Raw genomic sequence first — 24,284 nt, 5'->3', positions numbered from 1 at the left:
AGCTATCCCATCACGTCCCTACTCGGGGCTTGATGGGTCGGTCTCAGGGGTCGGCATAGGGGTTGGCAGAGAGCGAGGCTTGCCGGCGATTACCTCTCCGTAGGGGGCCAAAGGCAGCAACAGGCGACTGTGAGTGCGACCATCCTCCAGGATAGAAAAGCTCATTTCACCCCCCAGCTGATCGAGCAACAGCTTACAGATCGACAGCTGTAGCCCCGGTGGTTCATCTAAGGGCGAAGGGGCCAGCACATCAGCCGGATAGCCCTGATTCAGCTCATCGAGTAACTGGGGTGAAAATACCCCATCGTCAGTCACCGAAAGTTCAACCCAATCGAGGTTAAGCACGCGACACCACAGATCAATCCGGCCTCCCACCGGAGAACGGTTACAGGCGGCGGCCATAACCTCATAGAGAATGAGCTCTAGTTTGAGCATGTCACCCCCCAGCACCACGTTGCTCTCGTTATGAAACTTAGACCACAGCTGCCGGGCTTCGAGGATGGGGTTAATCCGCTCCAGCAGTCGATTTAGCATGCTTACCAGCGGCATAGACTGCTGCTGGGTATGAAGCTGCCATCGTTCACCGATCAACACTGTCTCCGCATTTTCCATCACGGTGGAAAGCTGATCCTGAAGCACCTCCAGTTCGCTAACCGAGCTGCGTTCACGCCCTTTCAATTGGCCTAAGTCTTGGGCCAATTTACCCAAAATACGGTACAGATCTTCGAGCCGGTGGTGCTTGTACCAGTTGAGGTTTTCCAGATCCTGGCGCTGTTGTGTCAGCATGGTGGTCATCGCCAGATGTCGCCGCGACCAGGCCAGTTGATTGATCAGCAGCTTAAAGATAGTCAGGTGATGGTTAGTCCAGTGACGATTGGGGGGTAAGACCGCCACAGCTAGCCCCGTCACTGCATGGGTCGGAGCCGTCCGCAGGGCAGTCGTCAGCAATCGGCTACCGGCAGGAGCATTCAGCCAACCAGTCGTGGCCGGGGGCAGCTCATCAACCGTCAGGGGCAGCAGACCGTCGGCTTGCACAGCCCAGTTAATCAGGGCATCGGTGCCGACGGAAATAGGATGATTGGCCTTCACGCGAACGCTGCTATCTTGGCTAACCATTTGGGTCACCGTAGCCGTGGCCCCGCCCGCTGGCCAGGTTACCAGCAGCACTGTAGAACTTTTCAGCAGTTGCATGACCTGCTGTAAGGTAACCTGCTCAAGCTGAGTTGGATTGAGCTCTTTGTACAGGGCCTGCAACCCCCACTGAATGGCCTCATAGATGTGCTGCTGCTGGTCGAGCTGACGCTGGAGCTGCCACTGGTGCAAAATCACCCCGATCTGCCGGGCGACGGCCTCAAATAGCGACTGCTCAGCCGTCGTCCACTGGCGGCTGACGCGATCGCATATGATCACCAATCCCTCTGGAGCATTGCCTGGGGCAACATTGCTCACCAGCAGCGACTGAGCACTGAGATCGCGCAGAATAGAGCGCCAAGCCATCAGCTTTAGGTCGTGGGCCAGGCTATCAATGCTGACCGCCGACGGACTCCGCTCCAGCATTTGCCAATCCACATTGTCAAGGCAAGGCCATAGCAGCGGCACTCCCCTAGGTCGGCTAGCCTGACTTTGAAAGCACAGATCGTAGCCGTTGCGGTCAGGATTAAACAACAGCACAAAAAACTGCTGAATGGCCAGACGATCTTGCAGCACCGTAAAACAGGTTTGCAGGGTCTGTTGCCAGTCGACATCCCCGTGGATACCTTGAATGACACCGGTGGTCAGGTGCTGATCGAGCTCGACTTGGTGGCCACTCTCACGGGTCATAGCCCCGGGCAAAGCCAGACTGAGCAGCCGCGCTGCCCCAATCACAAATTGTTTTTCGGCCTCTTGCCAAATGCGCGGTTGATTACCTTCGACCGAGATAAAGCCCACTAGATCGCCCTGGTGGCTAATCGGTGCAACCAGCAGCGCCTGGGCATGAATATGCTGCATCATGCGTTCAGAAACAATCGCCTTAAGGGCACCCTGGCTCTCCCCGATGACGACCAATTGCTCGTTACACAGGGCCTGATACAAGCTGCGAACCTCGTCAACGGCGATGTTATAGTCAGTTTCTTGATCGGCCGGACGGAGGGATAGCGTTGGCATTCGCTGCCAGAAATAATTGCCCTTGGGCTCAAGCCAAAATACTCGGGTGCGGTGGGGGGCAATAAACCGCTGTATTTCGCGCAGTACGTCGCTTAGCTGGCTGTCAATATCGGGTAGATTGCCTAAACTACCAATCAACGCCAGCAGAGGCTGTTCCAGGCGTTTGGCCTGCTGCCGTTGTTGATCGGCCTCAAAATGAGACAGCGTCTCGGCCAGCTCACCCATCACAATGGCCAAATAAGAGCGTTCTCCCAACGAAGCGCTCTTACCCCAGTCAGGCGAGGCCAGCACCAACAGGCCCAGACAACTCTCCTGATGCTTAATCGGAAAAATGATAGCGCTCTGGAGCTTTAGCTGCTTGGCGATCGTGCCCCACTCTCCAGCCCGAATCTCATTTTGCAGATCGGCCACGATTAAAGGACGTAGCTGAATCACGACCTGCTCCAGCACATCTCCAGGCGTGAGGTTGACCACTGTGCGCATCGATCGCATTTGGGTAGGACTGTGGCATCCCTTGGTCAGTAGACGATGGTTGATGCGATCGTAGCGACCCACCCAGGCCACCTCAAAATCTAGCTCCTGGTGCACATGATTGAGCGCCAGCGTGATCGCCTCCTCAGGCGTCGTGGTACTCCGCAGCGCCTTGAGCAGACGCGACAGCACCATAATCTTTTGGTCGTGCTGATCGTTAGGGAACTCGTTGGATCGCGATTGCGCCATTGGCGTCAACAGTCTCCTCGGTAGCAGAAAAAAGATACACAGACCTACACCCAGCTTAGAAACCAGCTAACCTCGGGCTGGCCCCATCAAGTTAGCTGGGGCGTTCACCTCGTTACCCAGTGGCTCTTTTAGGTAGACCCAAGAACGATCAGACAACGGCGGTGTGACTGCTGTAGACTCCAGCCAGGTCTGCTCAGTGGCCTCAAACGACCTTAGGGCTGCTTTAATGTTGAAGAGAACCGCTAGACAACCTCAGCACCCTTTGCCACAGATTGCCAACCGTTTTCATCACTTGATGTGCTCCATGCTGCAAGCAGCTATAGGCGCTATACCTTTAGCCTGAATATCAGTTTACCCTGCCTTTTGTTTGCATTCACCAATACAGTCTGTGAAAGATCCCTACCGCCAGATTGTGCGTCCGCTGCTGTTTCATGGCGTTCAGCTAGATCCAGAATTCCTCCACCGCCGCACCATGAACTTGCTGGCCTGGCTAGGCCAGTCAGCTAAGCCCTCGTTGGCAGATCGGATCCATCCCTGGCTGCGGCAGCAATTTTGCCACCTAGATGCCCGCCTCAGCCAAACTTGCTGGGGGCTCACCTTCGCTAACCCGCTGGGCCTAGCAGCGGGTTTTGATAAGGATGGCGAAGCCGCCCTGACCTGGCCACTGCTGGGCTTTGGCTTTGCTGAGTTGGGCACCGTGACCTGCCATCCGCAGCCAGGTAACCCCCAACCCCGTCTGTTTCGTTTAGTCAAAGACGAGGCTGTACTCAATCGGATGGGCTTTAACAACCAAGGCGCTGAGGCGCTCGCTAAACGCCTCAAAACCTATTGGCCCAGCCAAAGGCCGATGATGCCAATAGGGATTAATCTCGGCAAGTCAAAGGTGACAGACCTAGCCGATGCGGCCGAGGACTATCGGTTTAGCTATCGGCAGCTCTATGACTATGGCGATTATTTTGTGGTGAATGTGTCGTCACCCAATACCCCAGGGCTGCGATCGCTACAGGCCGCCGATCACCTGGCCCCCATTTTGATGGCGCTGCAGGCAGAAAATAGCGATCGCAAGCCGCTGCTCGTCAAAATCGCTCCCGACCTGGCCTGGCCCGATATTGACGCTGTTCTGGAGCTAGCCCTAGCCCATCATCTAGCGGGTATTATTGCCACCAATACCACCATCGCTCGGACGGGGCTGAAGACCCAAACACTGTTGCAAACAGGCAATACTCTCGTCGAAGAAGCCGGTGGCATCAGTGGTGCACCGTTGCGCCAGCGATCGACCGAGGTCATCCGTTATATCTATGCACGCACTGGGAACCAGCTCCCCATCGTGGGGGTAGGCGGCATTTTTACCGCCGCAGATGCCTGGGAGAAAATTACGGCTGGGGCGACGCTGCTGCAAACCTACACCGGCTGGATCTATGAGGGGCCCTGGATGGTACCTGAGATTCTCACTGGCCTGTTAGCACAGCTTGAGGCCCATGGACTGAGTTCCATTGGGGATGCCGTCGGCCTCAGTCACCGCCAGTAAAGTTGATTTGCCCCTGTAGGCTGACCATCGCCTAGCCCCATCGGGGGCCATTGTGCCATCACCCTGGGGCAATTTTTCCACAGGCTGAGCAGTACATTTACCCATTGAAGAGACTGCTGTAGGATAAGAGCCTGTGAGTAGCCGCTCTGGTAAACGTTTCCCCTGGCAGGGGAATACAGGCGACCCAAACGGGGTTAGCCGATCGGGTTCGCATTGATTTTGCTGTATAGGGTTATGTATGGTTTTGCCGCCTCAGCTACAAATCCCAGAGCCCACGCCCCAAGGCTCTCTACAGATTTTGTCCCTGGCTGAGATGGGCACCGCAGGCGGCGAGAACCATGCCCAGACCCTGACCTTGTCGCTGGCGATTCCAACCTACAACGAGGGCAAGAATATCAAACCCCTCGTCGAGCGCTTGGTAACCCTCTTAGATCAGGTCATTGCTGGCGACTATGAGCTGATCATCGTGGATGATGATAGCCCTGACTTAACCTGGCAGACGGCCCTGGCGCTCACCACCACCTATCCTCAGCTGCGGGTGCTGCGACGACAGCAGGAGCGAGGTCTGTCGGCGGCGGTGATTCGCGGTTGGCAGGCCGCAACAGGACGGTTTTTGGGCGTTATCGATGCCGACTTGCAGCATCCACCGGAGGTGCTGCTAGAGCTGTTGGCGGCCCTTACCCAAGGAGCCGATCTGGCGGTGGCCAGTCGCCATGTGACCGGCGGCGGCGTCAGCGAGTGGAGCCTGATTCGGCGGGTGCTGTCGCGGGGGGCGCAAACTGTGGGTCTGCTGCTGCTACCTCGGGTGGTAGGTAGAGTCAGTGACCCCATGAGCGGCTATTTTATGGTGCAGCGCCGTGCGATCGCAGGGCCAATACTCAACCCCAAAGGCTACAAGATTTTGCTCGAAGTGCTGGGGCGCGGCGACATCGACACCATTGCTGAGGTGGGTTATGTGTTTCAAGAGCGGCTAGAGGGAGCTAGCAAAGTCACCTGGCGACAGTACATCGACTATATTCACCATCTGCTGCGGCTGCGGGTCGGCGGGCGGCTATCGCAGCTACACCAGCGGTTTCCGCTGCAGCGATTTGTGCGGTTTGGTCTGGTGGGGCTGAGCGGCGTGGTCGTCGATATGGTGATTCTCTATCTGCTGCACAGCACCCTGGGGTTGCCCCTCACCCGCAGTAAAATTTTGGCCGCTGAGGTGGCTATTCTCAACAATTTTATTTGGAACGACGCCTGGACCTTTGCCGACGTCAGCCTAATGCAGCAGGGCTGGCGGGCTCGGCTGAAGCGCTTGCTCAAGTTCAACGCCATCTGCCTGGGGGGCTTAGTGCTCAACGTGCTGATGCTGAATGTGATCTATAACCTGGTGTTTGGCCAGCGCTGGGCCTACGCTGCCAACCTGGTTGCGATCGCGATCGTGACCTTCTGGAACTTTTGGCTCAATCTCAAACTGAGCTGGCGCGTTACCCAGACCAAATGAGTCATCGCTAATCGGTCACCAAAGCCGCCCGCCTAGAGCATCGGTACAGGATGGCTAAAAACCCAGTTTCTTTGTCACTGCCCTAACGGCATGACTGGCATTCTGGCCAAGAAACCGGGTTGCTGTACCGGCGTTCTAGCGGCAGTCGAGGCTAGAAAATACCTGATCAGCCGTTGCGGCTGGGGTATCGCCATGGGTCAGCAGCCAGACAAAACGTACCGTGTCGTTATAGTCGACAAAGGTGAGTAAACTGGCGGCGTCATGGGCATTAGCCCCTTGCTCAAACCGCCCTGACTGGAGCAACACCGACACCGGCTGACCACAGAGGGTGCGCTCTTCTACCCGCTGTTCGCCCAGCTGGTAGGAACCCTCGACGGTTACCTGTTCTTGAAACTGGTCAATAAAGGTGTCACGGGCCGCTTGGTCTTGCAGGTAGCGGGGCAATTTGCCCATGGTCAACAGCACGGAGGGGGGCGAGTCGGTGCTGGCGACCTGACTCATCTCGATGCCCAATATATCCATGGTAAAAATGCTCTGACTCTCGCCCGGCAGAGCGTAGACAAACAACTCTTGGCTATCGACATCGGCTTGATCGGGGCCAACGGCAAACCGCACCATGCGACTTAGCAAAACAGTCAGCGCGACACCCGCTAACACCGTTATACCGAGGCACCCACCACAGCCCAGGGCAACCCACTTGAGGGTGTTGTTTTGCGGTTTGGGCGATGCAGAGTCGGCCTGGGCCATGATCTATACAACACGATTTTGAGGGATGAGCCTGACTATACCTGAAACCGGCTGCCAACCCACAACACTATTCTCCATCAAGGGCGTCACAGGTTTGTATTCACAATTGACAATGCGAGGCATCACCGTATTCCCTTGGCTCCCCGCCCTTATCGCGTCAGGCTCCTCGTTCAGGCGGTGGGTGGCTCTCCTTAACCAACGGTTACGCCTTATACAAAGCGTCATCGGTGTTCAGGAGTTAATTGGATAGCATTAGCGAGCTATTATGCTCTGCGAACTCCACTCCAGATTCACCATGGCCGTTGAAACCGCTGTCGATATTCCCATCGTTGACTTTTCGCCGTTCCTGGGCGACGACTCAGAGGGCAAGCAAACCGTGGCTGAGGCGATCTATCGGGCCTGCCACGAGGTGGGGTTTATGTATCTCAAAAATCATGGGGTTCCTCAGGGGGCGATCGCCCAGGCCTTTGAGCAAGCCCAGCAGTTTTTTGCCCTGCCCCTGGCCGAAAAGCAAACCATTGCCTGGTCCAGCGAAACCAGCAATCGCGGTTACGTGGGCATGGAGCGCGAGCGGCTGGATGAAACTAAGCCCGGTGATTTAAAAGAAGCCTTCAACCTGGGGCGGGAGATTGCCGCCGAGGCCTTGAGCGACGATCAGCAGGCCCTGGTGGTGAACCGGTGGCCGGCGGGTCACGACGCCTTTAAGACCACCATCTCAGATTTTTTTGAGGTCTGCGCTGAGGCGGCAGAACGGATCTTTCGGGCGTTTGCGATCGCCCTGGAGATGCCCGAAACCTACATTGCGGCCAAGCATCGGTCTCGGGGCTATACCCTGCGGCTGTTGCACTATCCACCCATGGAAACCCTGCCCAAGCCAGGGCAAATTCGGGCCGGGGCCCACTCCGACTACGGCACGCTGACGCTGCTGTTTCAGGATGACGTGGGGGGGTTAGAGGTACAGTTGGTCAGTGGCGAATGGATTGCGGCCCCGTCGATTCCAGATGCTATTTTGATCAACACTGGCGACTTGACCCAGCGCTGGAGCAACGATGTATTTCGCTCTACTCGGCATCGGGTTGGGCTACCTCAGCCGGAGAAGGCCGGACGCGATCGCTACTCCATCGCCTTCTTCTGTCAGCCCGATGCCGATGCCGACATTGTCTGCTTCCCCAGCTGCCAGAGTGAGGACAACCCGCCTCGTTATGCCCCGGTTAAATCTGGGGCCTATCTGCTCAGTCGTTTGCAGGCGACCTATTGACTACAGCCTGCCAACCGATTTCAATCTTGTTCACTTTGCCATTACCTCTCCTGCTATGACACAACCGTTTTTGACTCGTCGCCTGCGCTCAGCCCTGTTTGGATGCGCCGCAGCGGTTCCCCTGCTCTTGGGGGCCTGCGCGACTGAAACTGCCTCAACTGACGCGACCGATACTGGTGAAGCATCTACTGCAGCGACTACCGACTCCGAAGCACCCAAGGTCGCCCTAGTCTTAAGCGGTTCCTCTAACGATCAGTCGTGGGACCAGGCGGCCTTTGAAGCGGGTGAAGCGCTGAAAGCCGAGGGTGTAGAAGTTGCTATGTCTGAGGCCGTTGACCCAGCCGATGTGGCCGCCGTGCTGCGTCAGTATGCTGAGGAGGGATACGACCTGATTGTGGCCCACTCTTTCAGCTATCAAGATGCCGTGTTTCAGGTGTCAGAAGAATTTCCCGACGTAAATTTTGCCTGGGCTGGGGGCATTGGCGAGACATCGGAAAATGTCGCCGACTACGATCAACCGTTCTACCAGGGCGCGTATTTGGTAGGTTTGGTCGCGGCAGAATTGAGTAAAACTGGTAAGCTCGGTGCCCTCTACGGGTTTGACATTCCGGTGTGCCATGCCATGGGCGAAGCGATGCTGGCGGGGGCGCAGGAGGTGCGCCCTGACGCGACGCTGACCAGTGCGGCGGTGGGGGACTGGTATGACGTGGCGAAGGCGAAGGAAGCGGCCCTGTCCCAAGCTGAAACTGGGGTGGATTTCTGGATTGGCTGTGGCCAGGGGCCAACCCTCGGCCAGATCGAGGCGGCGAAGGACGTGGATGGGTTTGCCACTGGGTACGTGGGCGATATGTCGTCGTTAGGCCCCGAGGTGGTGGCCGCCAATTTGGTCTGGAATATGACGCCCCTGTTTAACCAGATGCTGGCAGATACGGCGGCTGGTACCTTTGCCGATCAGTTCTATAACCTGGGCGTCCCGGAGGGGGTGGTTCAGGTGGAGGTGACTTCAGACTTTCAGGATGCCGTCAGCGCAGATGTGATCAAAGCCATGGATGAGACGAAGGCCAAGATCGTGTCCGGTGAGTTGGAAGTCCCCTTTGTGCCGGAGTAGGAGTAGTACATCATTCAAAATCCTCGAAAGCCCTCTCCCTAGCTCTTTCCCGAGGGGCGAGGGAACCAGAGGTTTAGCTCCTTTCTCCCGAGAGTATCGGTACAGTATGGCTAAAAACCCGGTTTCTTTGTCACTGCCCTAACGGCATGACTGGCATTTTGGCCGAGAAACCGGGTTTCTGTACCGGCGTTCTAGGGTTACCTTGTACACACGAGTCGGAGCAAGATACTGTCCTAGGCTCAAAGTCCCTCTCCCTAAGAGCTACTGCTTATGCACATCTTTACTTATGCCCATCTTTAGATGAAGCTCAAAATGCTGCATTTAGCCCCCCCAGCCCCCAATTCTGGGGGGAGCCGGAATTCACAGTCCCCCCGAATGGGGGGATTTAGGGGGCCAGATAGCTCTGGGCAACCAACCGAAGACTTATGTATAAGCGGTAGCCCCCAGGGAGAGGGGTTTGGGGTGAGGGCCAAGGGTCTATCACACCTGCAATTATTCACTGAGGTGAACCATGACAGAGCCTGGGCAGTTTCCTTTGGCCATTGAGATGCAAGACATCACCAAGCGGTTTCCGGGGGTGATTGCCAATCAGGATGTCAATTTTTCGGTGCGCCCCGGAGAAATTCATGCCCTGCTGGGCGAAAACGGCGCGGGCAAAACCACGCTGATGAACATTCTCTGTGGGTTGTATACCGCCGAGGAGGGCGAGGTTTTTCTCGATGGCGTGCCAGTACGGTTTCACACGCCCCACGAGGCGATCGCGGCGGGCATTGGCATGGTGCATCAGCACTTCATGCTGGTGGAGCCGTTTACGGTGGCAGAAAACATCATCCTGGGGCAGGCCACTGGGGTGCTGCGGGAGCCACGTCAGACGCTGCACCAGCGGTTGATGGCCCTAGCCGACCAGTATGGCCTATCGCTCAAACCCGAGGCCAAAATCTGGGAGCTGTCGGTGGGGGAACAGCAGCGGGTCGAGATTCTCAAAGCACTCTATCGGCAGGCGAAGATTCTGATTCTAGATGAACCGACCGCTGTGCTCACACCCCAGGAAACGGAGGGGCTGATCACCATCCTGCGTCGTCTGGCGGCCCAGGGTACGACGATTATTTTCATCAGCCACAAGCTGAAGGAAATACTGGCGGTGTGCGATCGCGTTACGGTTCTGCGCGATGGAAAAACGGTCGGTACCAGCGATGTTGCCAACTGCGACACCCACTCGCTGGCGGAGATGATGGTAGGGCGCGAGGTCAATTTGCAGCGTCCCGATCGCACTCCCCTGCCTACGACTCCCCAGGAGCCTCGCCTGCATCTAGAGGGGATTTCGGCCCTGGGCAACCATCAAGTACCGGCGCTGCGAGACATTGCCCTCAGCGTCTACCCTGGCGAGATTTTGGGCGTGGCTGGGGTAGACGGCAACGGCCAGCGGGAGCTGGAGGAGGTGATTATGGGGTTGCGAACGCCCACCCAGGGCACCATTCACCGCGACGGGGCGATCGCCCACATCCCCTCAGATCGCTACAGCATGGGGTTGATTTCCGACTTTACCGTGACCGAGAACCTGCTGATGCGGGACATCGACCAACCGCCCTTTAACGTCAGGGGGCTGCTGCATCCCACCAAAATGGCAGCCCACGCCGCCCACCTGGTGCAGCAGTTCACCATCCGCACCCCATCGGTGAAGACCCGCAGCGGCAAGCTATCGGGGGGGAATGCCCAAAAAGTCGTCGTCGCCCGTGAGCTCTCCCAGGGTCACGCCATCATCCTGGCGGCTCAGCCCACCCGAGGGCTCGACATCGGAGCCATGGAATTTGTCCATGGCCAGCTGATGGCCCAGCGCGATGCCGGAGCCGCGATTCTGCTGATCTCAACGGAGCTGGAGGAGGTTTTACGGCTGAGCGATCGCATTGCGGTGCTCTACGAGGGGCGAGTTGTGGGCGTCGTGAGGGCCGAGAACGCTGATGTGAAGCAGCTGGGGCTGTGGATGGCCGGAAAATCAGCCGAGGGCGATCGCCAACGTTCAGCCGCATCTGGGGCCGTCCCTTCAGAGGGAGCTGTATCATGACCTCTGAATTGATCCCTGTTAGCCAGAGCAAGCCAGGGCTGGGGTGGCTCAAACCCTGGGCTCCCGTCATCGGCGGCCTGCTCGCCCTGGTGCTCAGCAGCATTTTAATTATCCTGAGCGGCGCGAACCCCCTAGAGGCTTACCAGGTGCTGGTGCTGGGTGCCTTTGGCGGCTCGCGCCAGATCACCGAAACCATTCTCAAGGCAACGCCGCTGCTGCTGATTGCCCTGGGCTTAACCATTGCCTTTCGGGCCCGAGTTTGGAACATCGGCGCTGAAGGGCAGTACCATATCGGCGCGCTCCTGGGTAGCATCGTTGCCCTGACGCTGCCCAATTTACCGGCCCTGCTCCTGATTCCTCTGATGCTGCTGGCTGGTATCGTCGGTGGCCTGCTCTGGAGCGGGCTGGCGGGCCTGCTGCACCTGAAGCGGGGCGTGAACCTGATTATCTGCACCCTGATGCTGAACTATATCGGCATTCTGATGGTGCAGTATGCGGCGCGGGTGCCCTTTCGTGACCCCGACGGCTTTTTGCCTGAGTCGGCCAAATTCGTTGATGCCGCCCAAATTCCCAGGTTGTTTTCCAGCCGCCTGCATCTCGGCGTCTTAGTCGCGCTGGCGCTGGTCGGCGTGGTATACGTGCTGCTGTGGCGATCGCCGCTGGGGTTTCGACTCCGCGCCGTGGGGGCCAAGATCAGCGTAGCCCACAGCCTTGGTATCAATACCAGTCAGCACATTCTGACCGCCCTCTTGCTCTCTGGCGCTCTAGCCGGGCTGGCGGGCGTGATCGAGGTCAGCTACACCTACACCCGCCTCAAGCAGGGCATTTCCGACGGCTACGGCTTTACCGCTATCCTGGTTGCTCTGCTGGGCCAGATGAACCCCGTTGGCGTCCTGGTGTCCGCCGTTCTTTTTTCGGGGTTGGTGGTGGGGGCTCAAACCCTGAACGTGTCGCTCCAAATTCCGGCGGCGGTGGCGGGTGTGCTGCAGGCCCTGCTGGTGCTAGGCGTCCTAGCCGGGCAGGCAATCTCTCAACGCGATAATTAAAACCATGCCCTGGGACCAAGTCTTCACCCTCACCTTCCTCGTCGCCATCCTCACCGCTGGTATTCGCCTGGCCACGCCGGTACTGCTGGCGGTGCTTGGAGAAATCATCACCCAGCGATCGGGGGTCATGAACCTGGGGCTAGAGGGCGTCATGCTCATGGGCGGCTGGGCCGGGTTCGCCACTACCTATTACCTGGAGCAAAGCACAGGCTTGACCGAACTCTCCGCCTGGATTGGTCTGGGCGCAGGAATCGTAGCCGGGTTACTGATGGGGCTGCTGATGGCGGTGCTCTCGATTACCTGGCGCACAGACCAGGTGGTAGCGGGCATTACGCTGGTCTTGCTGGGGCAGAGCCTGACGACTTACCTGTATCGAGCCGATCCTGCCCTGGCCAAGGCTCGCGTCACAGGCATAGCGCTGCGGCCAATTCCAGGACTGTCAGACATTCCTGTTGTTGGCGACATTTTGTTTAACCACAGCCCCGTGGTCTACCTCAGCGTTGCCCTGGTGTTTCTGTGTGGTTTCCTGCTGTTTCGCACCAATTGGGGTCTTCAAATTCGAGCGGTGGGGGAGAACCCTGCGGCGGTGGCGACCTCTGGGCTCAACGTCACTCGCCTACGCTACCTCTGTACGCTGATTGGCTCAGGCATGGCTGGCCTGGGCGGTGCCGTGCTCACGGTGGTGCAGCTCAACTTGTTTATTGAAGGGGTAACGGCAGGACGGGGTTGGATTGCGATCGCGATCGTCTTTTTCTCGCGCTGGAATCCAGGTCTGGCCCTAGGTGGTGCACTGCTGTTTGGCGTTGCCGACGCCCTCCAGTTTCGGATTCAGGCCCTAGGGTCTGAAGCAATACCCTACGAATTTCTGCTGATGCTGCCCTACGTGCTGACGCTTGTAGTGCTGCTATTTGGCAATGCTCGCGACCAGACCCCAGCCGCCCTGGGTATTCCCTACGTTAAAGGCAACCGGTAAGCCCCTAAGTTCTGCTGAGCACACCGATTAGACTTGCCTATCATCAAAATGACCGCCTAGACGCTAATAGACTACACCCCGATAGCGGCGCACAACAGCGCCATTGACCACTTTCTCTGCGGAATTATCTATGGGTTTGGGTAAAGAGCTAGATTTTACGGCGGGGGGCGGTGACGCAAATGATTCTTGAGCTATTTTTCTCGCGGAGCTATTGTCCAGAGCCCGTAACCCAGAGGTCACCCAGGCGACATCATTGAGGGGGTCTGGGGCATTAGCGGAAATAGGCTGTGGGGGTGGGGCGGCAACTACGCCAGGTAACTCTCTGGCTTTAGACTCAGGGCGATCGCGCTGGGCAGCAGGGGTTTGGCCTTTGGTTTGGGTCGTGCTGAGTTGACGGCGAATATTCAAGAGCACGGTTAGCAGCGTGTTCTCATTGAGAAAAGGATGATCGAGACTCGTGAGAATACGCTTGACGTTCTCGGTGGCATGGCTCATGAGAGTATGGCGATTAAAGCCACTGAGGAAGTCATTGGCCCCCTGTTGTTTGGCCCAACGCCGCTCAGTGTCTGAAACATGCATCTGTTGAAAGCGAGTGAGGAAAATTTGAATATTGGGAAAGGTATCGCGGCACCACCGGCAAAATTCGTAGGGATTGAGCGTGGTAGCCTCGGCATCTAGCAGGATGACATCGGGAAGGGTAAGCCCAGCGGTCGAAATTTGGCTCATGCAGTCGGCTAGGTCACCATTGGTTGGTTCCAAAATGACAGCTAGATTTTGTGATTTGAGCAGGGCTTGCCACACCAATGCCTGCAGACGGTTAGATTGAACAACAAATGCTAGCTTCTGCGGTAAATCCACGGTTTCAGCAATCCCCTAAACGTGTTTCTAAATTCAAGCATTGAGTTGACCGCAATATTGAAAAAACCCTTAGATTGCCATTGGCAACTACCAGAAGAATATCGGTAACTGAACCTAATACCTGCGCTGCTGTGGCGATAGCCTTGGCGCAACCCAAAATCTATGAGTTTCTAAGTGAACTGCGTAAAGGCTGCTGTGATGACCACCTTGCTGAGAGCAGCCGCTGCGAAACTCCGATGGCGTAATCAGGAATATTGGTTCTAATGTAAGAGCGTTTCGCACTACAAAAAAGATAAAAGCGCTACATATTTAGCAATATGGTTCAGGAGGATGCGATTTCTGTTGACCTGATACTGAATCCTGTGTGGTTGCCCCCGATTGGGCTGGGCAAACGCCGTTTGCCCCTACGCAAGCCGCCTGTTTTGAATCAGGGTTGTGCGATTTGGATTGGGTATTAGTCATGCTGCCTGTGTTGAAACAGGTCGATGGCTAGGGATAGAGCTGCAAGGCCTAGGGTTGCTCAACCTGTGGGGCTACTCGTTTAGGGCTGACTGTGATATCGAGCTAATGCTGGTTAATAAAGGCGGTGAACTGCTTCATCAAAGCCGGGTCGCGCCAACCCCGCTCGACCTCTTGAGCCATAATACGTAGCGATTCTTCGCTAGAAAAGGCTGGTTTATAGGGTCGATGGTGAGTAAGGGCGTCGAAGATATCGATCAGCTGGAAAATCTGTGCCAGCCGAGGTATGGCTGGCCCCGCTAAGCCATCGGGATAGCCGCTGCCGTTCCAGCGCTCGTGATGATGGCGAATGATCGGGATCACGCCCTGCATCGTGCGCAATGGACGGCAAATATTCTCGCCAATGGCTACATGCTGCTCCATGATGCTGCGCTCTGTGGCGGTAAGAGGCCCCGTTTTGAGCAGTACTGCATCGGGTATGCCCACTTTGCCGATGTCGTGCAGATACCCTGCCCAGGTTAGATCGCGAATATGGGTTGCAGATAGGCCCAGATATCTACCAAAGGAGCGCCCTAAACTCACCAGGCGATCGCAGTGGTCGCCGGTATTGGGATCCCGACTTTCAATGGTACGAGCGATGGAAAAGAGGACTTTTTCGGCGTGGTCGAGGTCTTCGTTGAGGCGTTTTTGGTGTACCAGTGACCTCACCCGTGCCGATAGCGCTAGCTGGTCAAAGGGCTTGGTTAAAAAATCGTCGGCCCCTGCTTCGATGCCCCTTAGCTTGGCGTCGCGATCGCCCAGGGCCGTGACAAATACGATGGGTATGAGCCGAGTATCGTCATTGGCTTTAAGCTGTCGGCACACCTCATAGCCGTCGAGGCCCGGCATCATCACATCGAGCAGAATTAAGTCGGGTGGGTCTTGAGATACTCGAGTGAGAGCACTTTGGCCACAGTGAGCCTGCTCCAGTTGATAGCCATCGATTGAAAGCAGAGCGATGGCGGTCATGCGGCTGGGAGCATGGTCATCGACTACGAGTACTCGGGGCGGTAAAGAATTTTGGGAAGACACGGCAACAACCTGGAAATGGCAACAACCTGAAGAACCTAGCTCCTGAGCCTATCTAGTGGAGGGAACTTTGCTATGGGTGGAGAGCCACCGCTTGCGCCAGTGCGACGTGGGTACTAAGTCTGAGTCGGCTTGCTCTCGCTGACGCCGCTGGCGAATGGTATCAGCGCTATCGTTTAGGTTGGGGTCGCGATAGGGCACAGCCGCCCGGGTGAGCAGGTGCTCGTGCTCTGGAGCTGAAAGCTGATCTAGACCTAAAGCCTTGACCTGAGCGAGGGTGCCTGGCCAGCGGCGACTGGCGGTCGCCAGTGGACCAATGGACAACCCGGCTAAGCGAAAAGCTGTGCGGGCGGCAGCAGCGGCAGAATACGTGGCTAGTTTTCCCTCGGGACTCAGGCAGCGACTCACCCGAGCGATAAATTCTACCGTCCACAGTTCGGGGCAGTGGGGGGGTGAAAAGGGATCAAAGAAAATCACATCAGCCTGAAATCCTGACGCTTCTACCGCCTGAATGCAGTGCCGAGCATCGCCCCATAGCACGGTAGCTTCGAGCCAGGAGCGCTGAGCTTGCCCCGTGGTGGCTAACTCTTGTAGGCAAGCTTGTACAGGGGCTGACCAACTGTCGATGAGTTGAGCCTGTACCGCCTGACGAGGCACTCGTGGGTCTAGCTCTAGAGCCATCAGCTGCACCTGACAAGCTGGGTTAACCTGCAAAATAGTATCCAGGGCTGCCGCTGTGTTGTATCCCAGGCCGTAGCACACGTCGAGGAGGTTAAGGCTAGGAGATTGGGCTAGCCTGACTAGGCCCGTGGCGTCTACATAGGTGGTATAAGCTTCGGTGTAGGCTCCGGCGCGGCTATGAAACCACTCGCCAAAGTCTTCTGAAAACAACGTCATTGACCCATCGGCAGTGGGGGCCAGCACCAAGTTTCCGGTAGGGGATCGCATAGGATTAAATAGCCTGGATGACGGCGGTAGACCGAATCCACAAGATAATTTTGGCTGTGATGGAGGCGTCTCAGATACTGCTATAGCCTGTATCTGAGGGGGAGAGAATACCGAGAGGACTGGCCATCTACCTCAACCATTGTCGATGGTTACCGATCCCAATTGAAGGGATAAGAGATTTTAACCCCCAGGTCTCAGGTTTAAAGCGAGAATGAGCTTAAGAAACGTTTTAGTTGTTAAAGCCGATATCTGAGTGAAGTGCTGGGTTGAACCCCGTTAGTTTTGACTATCTTGCAGGAGATTATCTATGGTTGTAGCGGCACCGGGTACTGTGCAAAAGCGCCTCACTATCCAGGTTGAGGCGGTGGCGGATGATACCACAACCATTCGCTCCCTGGATTGGGATCGCGATCGCTTCGACATCGAGTTTGGCCTGCAAAACGGCACCACCTACAACTCGTTTATTGTGCGGGGTGAAAAGGTTGCTCTGGTAGACACCTCCCACGCCAAGTTTCGAGACCTCTATCGCCAAACTCTGACCGGTGAAATTGACCCCACAACCATCGACTACTTGGTGATTAGCCACACCGAGCCCGACCACAGTGGTTTGGTTCGCGACCTGCTGGAATTGGCCCCCCAGGCCGTCGTGGTTGGGTCTAAGGTGGCGATCGCATTCCTTGAAGACCTGGTTCATCGCCCCTTTGAGCGCCTGATCGTCAAAAACGGCGACACCCTGGATCTGGGCAACGGCCATACCCTGGAGTTTGTCAACGCGCCTAATCTGCACTGGCCTGATACTATCTTCACCTACGACCACAAAACCGGCGTTTTATTTACCTGCGACGCCTTTGGTCTGCACTATTGCAGTGATGCCACCTACGACGAAGATCTGGAGGCGATTTCGCCTGATTTTCGGTTTTACTACGAGTGCCTCATGGCCCCTAATGCTCGCTCGGTGCTGAGCGCCATGAAGCGGATGGGGGCATTGCCGCCGATAAATATCGTGGCCACGGGCCACGGGCCCCTGTTGCGTTATAACGTGGCCGAGCTCACCGGGCGTTACCAGCGCTGGAGCCAGGATAAGGCCAAGGCCGAGGATCTGGTGGCAGTGTTCTATGTGTCTGACTATGGATTCAGCGATCGCATTTCTCAATCCATTGCCCGCGGTATTACCAAGACTGGTGTAGCCGTTGAAATGATGGACATGCGCTCCGCTGATCCGCAGGAGGTGACTGAGCTAGTGGGCCGGGCGAAGGGATTGGTCATCGGCATGCCCCCGGCCTCTGGGGTTGGGGCCCAGGAGACCCAGGCGACGCTGGGCACTATTTTGGCGGCGGTGCACGGCAAGCAAACCATTGGTCTGTACGAATCCTACGGGGGGGACGACGAACCGATCGATCCGCTGGCCAACAAGTTTCAAGACCTGGAGCTGATTCCAGCTTTTGCGCCGATGCGGATTAAAGACACCCCTGGTGAAGGGGTTTACCAGGCCTGCGAAGAGGCGGGCACCGACCTCGGCCAGGGCTTAGCCCAGGTGGGCAAGTTGAAAAAGCTGAAATCCCTCGATGCCGATCTAGAGAAGGCCCTGGGCCGGATCAGCAGCGGGCTCTACATCATCACGGCTCGCAAGGGTGAGCTGTCTAGCGCTATGCTGGCCTCTTGGGTTGCCCAGGCCAGCTTTCAGCCCCTGGGTTTTACCGTCGCTGTAGCGAAAGACCGCGCCATTGAGTCGCTGATGCAGGTAGGCGATACCTTTGTGCTCAACATTCTCGAAGAGGGTAAACACCTGGGCTTGATGAAACACTTTCTCAAGCGGTTTGCCCCCGGTGCCGATCGCTTTGCCGGGGTACGCACCCGCCCGGCCAATAATAGTTCGCCGCTGCTGGCCGATGCTCTGGCCTACGTGGAATGCGAGGTGACTAGCCGGATGGAGGTGAGTGACCACTGGATTGTGTACTGCACTGTGCAGGATGGCAAGGTCTCTGACCCTGAGGGCCAAACCGCTGTTCACCACCGCAAGGTTGGCAACTACTATTAGAGTATTCCACCTAAAAAAACATCCTGATCAGGAACGCGAACTCGGCCCATTGGACCGGTCGCGGAGAGACACCGGATAGGTATTTAGTTGGAACACTCTTAAGCTGGTTGATTAGATTGCTGTAGGGTGCGCTATCGATGGCGGTGGTGCACTAGACTTTTGCCCAGTTGGGTTTTGCGGGTGATGTCTATGGCGGCCTGCTTTCGGTTTGATCCTCTCTGAGATACCGTTTTGCCTTCTTTTGCTGCGATCACGGCTACCCCAGCCGGGCTAAACGCGTTACTGCCCCTAGCCTCTGTTTTACCGATTACGCTTTGGATTCCAGACAATTTGTCGGCAGCCGCTGAGGCTTACGGGTGGGGAGGTCATCAGGTTTACCAGGGCTCGCTAAAAGACACGGTAGCCAAGCTCTGGCCCAGCCACGATGGGTTGATTTTTGCCCTGGCGACCGGAGCTGTAGTCAGGCTGATTGCCCCGCTACTGGCGGACAAAGCCACCGATCCTGCTGTGGTGGTAGTGGCTGAGACGGGTTGCCAAGTGATTAGTCTCTGCGGTGGGCACCGGGGTGGTGCAGATGCACTGACTCGCCAGGTGGCGCAGGTGCTCAATGCCGACCCTGTCATTACTGGTTCGGCGTCGGCCCACGGACTGCGGGGGGTAGATGTGCTGGGTGTTCCCTTTGGCTGGAGCCAAGGTATAGGCGACTGGACGGGGGTGAGTGCGGCGATCGCCCACGGTAAGCCCGTCGAAGTCTTCCAGGAGGCTGGATCTACCCTCTGGCAAGACCACTTGCCGACGACCCATCCCTTTGTCTTTGAGCCCCTGGGCACCCCCGCTGCCCGCCTGTGGATTAGCCCAATACAACGGCAGTTTGCCCCCCATAGTTCTCTACCGAAGGCCCAGTGGCATCCCCGGGTGCTGTGGCTGGGGGTGGGCTGTGAACGAGGCACCCCTCAGGCGGTGATCGAGACGGCGATCGCCCGGGTTTGCCGATCGCATCATTTGGCTGAGGGGGCGATCGCCGGGATTGCCAGTCTTGACCTCAAGGCTGATGAAGCCGGGCTAGTGGCCCTCTGTGCCGAACGCCAGTGGCCGCTGCGGTGCTTTGCGGCTGACGCCCTGAAAGCGATTCCGGTGCCCAACCCTTCCACAATTGTGGCACAGGCGGTGCAGACCCCGAGCGTGGCCGAGGCCGCTGCGATGGTAGCTGCAGGCGGTGAGTTGCGGGTGCCCAAACAGGTGGTGCGGGTTGCAGGTCAACCCGGGGCGGTCACCGTGGCTATCGCCCAGGCCGAGCGAGAATATATTCCCCGCCCGGGGCACCTATGGTTGGTGGGTACGGGGCCCGGCGATCTCAATCAGATTACTCCGGCGGCTAAGTATGCGATCGCCCAGGCCGACGCGGTGATTGGCTATAGCCTCTACATCGATCAAATTCGCCCCCTCTGCCATCCTGGTCAACTTGTTGAGCCCTGGCCGATTACCCAAGAGCGTCAGCGAGCCGATCGCGCTATTGATCTAGCTTGCTGGGGCCTGAGTGTCGCCGTTGTTTCCTCAGGCGACTGCGGCATCTACGGCATGGCTGGGCTGGTGCTAGAGCAGCTGCAAGCCACCGGCTGGGATGGCGTCACGCCCTCGGTTGAGGTCTGCCCAGGCATATCAGCGTTGCAGGCCGCTGCTGCCCGGTTGGGTGCGCCCCTCATGCACGACTTCTGTGCCATTAGCCTGAGTGACTTGCTAACCCCCTGGGAGGTGATTTTGCAACGGTTAGAGGCCGCTGCCCAGGCTGATTTCGTGATTGCGCTGTACAACCCCAAGTCCAAAACTCGCACCCAGCAGATTGCGATCGCCCACCGTATTTTGATGACTCACCGCGCCGCCCATACCCCTGTGGCGGTGGTCAAGTCGGTCTATCGACCCGATGAAATGATTCATCGCACCACGTTGGAGCACCTCCTGGAGGCTCCCATTGATATGCTGACGGTGGTGTTGATTGGCAACCAAAGCACCCAGCGTCATGGCCCCTGGCTGATCACGCCCCGGGGCTACAACAGTACTGTCCAATCAACCGGTCAATAGCCCATGAGTGCACCCCCACGGCTGCAACAGTTGCCGAGTTTGTCAGGCCGGGCCTACTTGCTAATGGCGGTGGTCATTTTTGCGGCGGCCAATGCGGTGACGCGACGCCTGACGGATCTGGGTGCCCAGAATTTGATGGATGGGCGTAACCCAATTTCCTTTTGTAATGTGCTGTTTGTCGGTAACCTGGTGGCCCTAGTGGCGCTAGGTGCCGTGTACCGGCAGGCACTGTTGCCGTCGCAGTGGCTCCGGCTCAAGGGTTCGGCATGGCTGAGTTTGATGGCCGTGGCGATTTTGTCTGGGGCGCTGGCTCCGGCCCTGTTTTTCTTGGCGCTAGAGCAAACTAGCGTCAATAACGTAGTGCTGGTGGGTCGCATCGAGCCGCCGCTGACCTTGGCGCTGTCGGTGCTGCTACTGGGTGCCCGGGTCAACCGGTGGACGATCGCAGGCGCTGTTGTTTCAACCATTGGGGTGGGGCTGACGGTGCTCTTACCCCAACCTGCCAGCACCATGGTGCAAACAGACATGGTGCAAACGGGCATGGTGCAAATGGGGGGCCTGGCCTTTGGGCAGGGTGAACTAATGGCTATAGCTGGGGCTGTGGCGGCGGCGATCGCCACCATTATCAGCAAAGTCAGCCTAGAGCAGGTGCCTCTGGGGTTGTTCAGCCTGGTGCGTACCGGCATTGGTACCATCGTCTTTTTTGTGGCGGTCATCGTGCTGTTTGAGCCATCCCACTTTCAGGATGCGTTTTCACCCTTTGTTTGGCAGTGGATGGTGGGCTATGGCGTCATTATCGTGGCGGGGGGCCAATTGGCCTGGTTTCAAGGCTTGAAAACCAGCCGCACCGCCGAAATCGCCTTAGCCAATTCGTTCAGCCCCATAGCCGGAATTTTAGCGGCCTTTTTGATTTTGGGAGATGCGCCTACCATGGCCCAGTATATTGGCGGCACGGTGGTGTTGGTGGGCATTGGGCTCAACCAGTGGGGCAGCATGCGTTCGGTGGTGCCGCCGCCGCCCTTAATGCGCCCAGAGGCTGAAACCGGGATGGGATTTCGAGGCATTTGAGCTGGGCGGCATTTAGGGTTGTACAGCCTTGACGTATGTCGGTTTGTCAGACATTCCCGCCAATACCAATTCTGGCGTTGCTGATTGCCGATATGACTTGCCCCCCAGCCCCCCATCTTGGGAGGAGCCGAACAACCTCAAGATCTCCAGATTGGGGGACTTTAGGGGGCGCTGCAAAGACTGTGCTTTGACAGATTCACCGCCTAATTCAGCAACGCTGGCAATCTGACCAAACGCCCTGGAGAGTTATTATCCCCGTTTGCCGATCGCACCTCAAGCCCTGGGCACTCTAAACCCCAGGGTCAGGGGCTATCTGAAGGGATAAAAAAGCATGCTGGCAAGGGTTTGGAGCGCGGCGCTGGTGGGCATTGACGCCCTCAAGGTCGGAGTTGAGGTCGATATCTCGGGCGGGCTGCCGGGGGTGGTGATCGTCGGCCTGCCCGACACCGCCGTGCAAGAGTCGCGGGAGCGAGTCAAGGCCGCGCTTAAGAATGCCGGGTTCCCCTTCCCCATGCGCAAAGTCGTCATCAACCTTACCCCTGCCGACCTGCGCAAAGAAGGCCCCATCTTTGACCTGCCCATCAGCGTGGGCATTCTCGCCGCCGCCGAGCAGGTGAATCCTGACGCCCTCAACGATCTGCTGTTTTTGGGCGAAGTCTCCCTCGACGGCAGCCTGCGGGCGGTGGCCGGGGTGCTGCCGATCGCAGCAGCAGCGCAAAAACTGGGCATTCGCGGTCTGGTGGTGCCCACCGACAACGGGCGCGAGGCCGCGGTGGTGCCGGGGCTGACGGTCTACAGTTTCAACCACCTGTCGGAGGTAGCCGATTTTCTCAACCATCCCTCTGGCCACAAGCCGGTGGCGGTGGATACCGAACTGGTGATGAGCGCTGCTCCCAATGCGCTGGACCTGCGGGATGTGAAGGGTCAGGCCCAGGCTCGGCGGGCGCTAGAAATTGCCGCTGCGGGCGGCCATAATCTTATCTTCGTGGGGCCTCCGGGCAGCGGCAAAACCATGCTGGCTCGGCGTTTGCCCTCCATTCTGCCGCCGCTGCAATTTGAAGAAGCCCTGGATGTGACTCAAATTTACTCGGTGGCCGGGCTGCTCAAGGAGAAGGGGACGCTGGTGAATACGCGCCCCTTTCGCAGTCCCCACCACTCGGCCTCTGGCCCTTCCCTCGTGGGTGGCGGCAGCTACCCTAAGCCGGGGGAAATTTCCCTGGCTCACCGAGGCATCCTGTTCCTCGACGAACTGACAGAGTTTAAGCGCGACGTGCTGGAATATCTGCGCCAGCCCCTCGAAGATGGTTACGTCACCATCACCCGCACCCGGCAGTCGGTGGTGTTTCCGGCCCAGTTTACGCTGATTGCCAGCACCAACCCCTGCCCCTGCGGCTTTTATGGCGACTCGGTGCAGCCCTGCACCTGTAGCCCCCGCAGCCGCGAAAACTACTGGTCGCGGCTCTCGGGGCCATTGATGGACCGGATTGATTTACAGGTGGTGGTCAGCCGCATCAAGCCCGAAGAGATGACCCAGCACCAGCCGGGGGAAGCCTCGGAGCCGGTGCGCGATCGCGTCCAGGCTGCCCGCCAGCGGGCCCACGATCGCTTCAAAACCGAGCCCGGTTTGCAGTGCAATGCCGATATGCAGAGCCGCCATCTCAAACACTGGTGCCCACTAGACACCAGTAGCAAAACCCTTCTAGAGGGCGCCGTGCGCAAGCTGGGGCTGTCGGCCCGCGCGATGGATCGCATTCTCAAGGTGGGCCGCACCATCGCCGATTTGGATGGGGCTGAGGACTTACAGACCCACCACATAGCCGAAGCAATTCAGTACCGCACCATCGATCGCATGCAGTGAAGCTACCCAAGGGCAATTGCGCCAACCTCGGCGACAAGCTAGAACGCTACTGTCTCAACTTCAATCACCGCAAGGGTAAAGATAAAGCGGCTCTGTTTCGCGATCGATTGGGAATCACGCTAGAAAATAAAGAAATACTCGAAGCCGCCCTTCTCTTAGCAGCTCTTCACAATGACGCCGTAGTCAGGAGTCGAGATCAATATGGCTATCATTACAATATTCGCTTTTTTATGCAGACAGATGTCGGTGAAGCCTGGGTTTTGGCCTGTTGGATCATTCGCCAGGGAGAAGACTTTCCTCTTAGCCTGCACCGTCCCTGTATGGGACGGTACCGACTTCCATAGCCACTCCCTATCCCTCGCCCACCTGGGGCACGGGGCGAATGCTGCGGTAGCGGTCTTGGCGAATCCAATTCAGCACCGACTGAATTTCGAGCGACTTTTCGCCCAGGGTGTTGAGCAGGTGAGAGCCTAGCTCTAGGGCCGCCTCAAACTCGGGCTGCACGACTTCTTTGGCCCCCAGCTGGGTGAGCACGTCGATTTCTTCGTTGGTGTGCGATCGCGCAATGATATCCAGCCCTGGGGCTTTGGCCAGGGCGCGTTGCAGCAGCAGGCGGGTCGTGGTGGGGTCGGGCAGGGTAATCGCCAGGGCTTTGGCAGTTTCTAAGCAGGTTTTGTCGAGCACCAGCTCGCTATCGGCATCGCCATAGACGTAGGGAATTTGCACCAGCGGCGCATGGCGATTGCGCAGACGCTGGATGGCTGTTTCGCTGTTTTCGACTACCAGCACCGAGTAGCCCCGGCTGAGCAGCACATTGACCAGCACCTCGCCCACC

Annotated in this window: 18 protein-coding genes; 12 read left to right on the top strand and 6 right to left on the bottom strand. The window is 57.6% G+C overall.

The features are described from left to right. Positions 1-18: 18 nt before the first annotated feature. Positions 19-2,865 carry a GAF domain-containing protein gene (locus tag IQ254_RS14565; RefSeq protein ID WP_193966881.1) on the bottom strand — a complete coding sequence of 949 codons (2,847 nt, stop codon included), beginning with the start codon at positions 2,863-2,865 and terminating at the stop codon, positions 19-21. A 388-nt stretch (positions 2,866-3,253) separates the two neighbouring features. On the opposite strand from IQ254_RS14565, the gene IQ254_RS14560 reads away from it, so the two are divergent. Together IQ254_RS14560 and IQ254_RS14555 are read left to right on the top strand one after the other, a co-directional pair. Continuing rightward, on the top strand, positions 3,254-4,393 hold the full coding sequence (locus IQ254_RS14560) for a quinone-dependent dihydroorotate dehydrogenase (protein WP_193966880.1): 1,140 nt from the start codon (positions 3,254-3,256) through the stop codon (positions 4,391-4,393). A 313-nt stretch (positions 4,394-4,706) separates the two neighbouring features. Then, positions 4,707-5,879 carry a glycosyltransferase gene (locus IQ254_RS14555; RefSeq protein ID WP_278000331.1) on the top strand — a complete coding sequence of 391 codons (1,173 nt, stop codon included), beginning with the start codon at positions 4,707-4,709 and terminating at the stop codon, positions 5,877-5,879. Positions 5,880-6,014: 135 nt separating this feature from the next. Here the strand turns inward: IQ254_RS14555 and IQ254_RS14550 are convergent, their stop codons facing one another. After that, positions 6,015-6,626, bottom strand: a complete 612-nt coding sequence (locus tag IQ254_RS14550; protein ID WP_193966878.1) for a hypothetical protein — start codon at positions 6,624-6,626, stop codon at positions 6,015-6,017. Positions 6,627-6,921: 295 nt separating this feature from the next. Between IQ254_RS14550 and IQ254_RS14545 the strand changes: the two genes are divergently transcribed. The 5 genes from IQ254_RS14545 to IQ254_RS14525 all read left to right on the top strand — a co-directional run bounded on the left by IQ254_RS14545 (position 6,922) and on the right by IQ254_RS14525 (position 13,073). Then, on the top strand, positions 6,922-7,884 hold the full coding sequence (locus tag IQ254_RS14545; protein WP_193966877.1) for an isopenicillin N synthase family oxygenase: 963 nt from the start codon (positions 6,922-6,924) through the stop codon (positions 7,882-7,884). 55 nt (positions 7,885-7,939) lie between these two features. After that, positions 7,940-8,992, top strand: a complete 1,053-nt coding sequence (locus tag IQ254_RS14540; protein WP_193966876.1) for a BMP family protein — start codon at positions 7,940-7,942, stop codon at positions 8,990-8,992. A 511-nt stretch (positions 8,993-9,503) separates the two neighbouring features. Continuing rightward, complete coding sequence (locus tag IQ254_RS14535) at positions 9,504-11,054, top strand: ABC transporter ATP-binding protein (RefSeq protein WP_228040729.1); 1,551 nt, start codon at positions 9,504-9,506, stop codon at positions 11,052-11,054. Next, positions 11,051-12,100, top strand: a complete 1,050-nt coding sequence (locus IQ254_RS14530; protein ID WP_193966875.1) for an ABC transporter permease — start codon at positions 11,051-11,053, stop codon at positions 12,098-12,100. The genes IQ254_RS14535 and IQ254_RS14530 overlap by 4 nt, the downstream gene beginning before the upstream one ends. Before the next feature lie 4 nt (positions 12,101-12,104). After that, the gene (locus IQ254_RS14525; RefSeq protein ID WP_193966874.1) at positions 12,105-13,073 is read left to right on the top strand and encodes an ABC transporter permease; all 969 of its coding nucleotides are present in this window, start codon (positions 12,105-12,107) and stop codon (positions 13,071-13,073) included. Between the two features lie 63 nt (positions 13,074-13,136). On the opposite strand, the gene IQ254_RS14520 is transcribed toward IQ254_RS14525, so the two are convergent. The 3 genes from IQ254_RS14520 to IQ254_RS14510 form a co-directional block, all read right to left on the bottom strand. Continuing rightward, positions 13,137-13,832: a response regulator gene (locus IQ254_RS14520; protein ID WP_193966873.1), complete on the bottom strand. Its 696-nt coding sequence runs from the start codon at positions 13,830-13,832 to the stop codon at positions 13,137-13,139. Between the two features lie 663 nt (positions 13,833-14,495). After that, positions 14,496-15,461, bottom strand: a complete 966-nt coding sequence (locus IQ254_RS32540; RefSeq protein WP_313887458.1) for an HD domain-containing phosphohydrolase — start codon at positions 15,459-15,461, stop codon at positions 14,496-14,498. A 48-nt stretch (positions 15,462-15,509) separates the two neighbouring features. Next, positions 15,510-16,406: a tRNA (5-methylaminomethyl-2-thiouridine)(34)-methyltransferase MnmD gene (locus IQ254_RS14510; RefSeq protein WP_193966872.1), complete on the bottom strand. Its 897-nt coding sequence runs from the start codon at positions 16,404-16,406 to the stop codon at positions 15,510-15,512. 307 nt (positions 16,407-16,713) lie between these two features. Between IQ254_RS14510 and IQ254_RS14505 the strand changes: the two genes are divergently transcribed. From IQ254_RS14505 to IQ254_RS14485, 5 genes are all read left to right on the top strand, one after another. Continuing rightward, positions 16,714-18,444: a diflavin flavoprotein gene (locus IQ254_RS14505; protein ID WP_193966871.1), complete on the top strand. Its 1,731-nt coding sequence runs from the start codon at positions 16,714-16,716 to the stop codon at positions 18,442-18,444. 231 nt (positions 18,445-18,675) lie between these two features. Next, positions 18,676-20,523, top strand: coding sequence for a precorrin-3B C(17)-methyltransferase (gene cobJ, locus IQ254_RS14500; protein WP_193966870.1), 1,848 nt, complete (start codon positions 18,676-18,678; stop codon positions 20,521-20,523). Between the two features lie 3 nt (positions 20,524-20,526). Continuing rightward, positions 20,527-21,591, top strand: a complete 1,065-nt coding sequence (locus IQ254_RS14495; protein ID WP_193966869.1) for a DMT family transporter — start codon at positions 20,527-20,529, stop codon at positions 21,589-21,591. A 331-nt stretch (positions 21,592-21,922) separates the two neighbouring features. Next, positions 21,923-23,449, top strand: coding sequence for a YifB family Mg chelatase-like AAA ATPase (locus IQ254_RS14490; protein ID WP_193966868.1), 1,527 nt, complete (start codon positions 21,923-21,925; stop codon positions 23,447-23,449). Then, complete coding sequence (locus IQ254_RS14485; RefSeq protein ID WP_193966867.1) at positions 23,446-23,793, top strand: DUF6883 domain-containing protein; 348 nt, start codon at positions 23,446-23,448, stop codon at positions 23,791-23,793. Before IQ254_RS14490 ends, IQ254_RS14485 begins: the two co-directional genes overlap by 4 nt. Before the next feature lie 7 nt (positions 23,794-23,800). Here the strand turns inward: IQ254_RS14485 and IQ254_RS14480 are convergent. Next, the coding region (locus tag IQ254_RS14480) for an NAD(P)-binding protein (protein ID WP_193966866.1) at positions 23,801-24,284 on the bottom strand (484 nt) is incomplete at its 5' end.

The organism is Nodosilinea sp. LEGE 07088 (assembly GCF_015207395.1).
Taxonomy (GTDB): Bacteria; Cyanobacteriota; Cyanobacteriia; order Phormidesmidales; family Phormidesmidaceae; genus Nodosilinea.
Note: the sequence above shows the minus strand (reverse complement) of the source record. Positions and strands in the feature narration are given on the sequence as shown.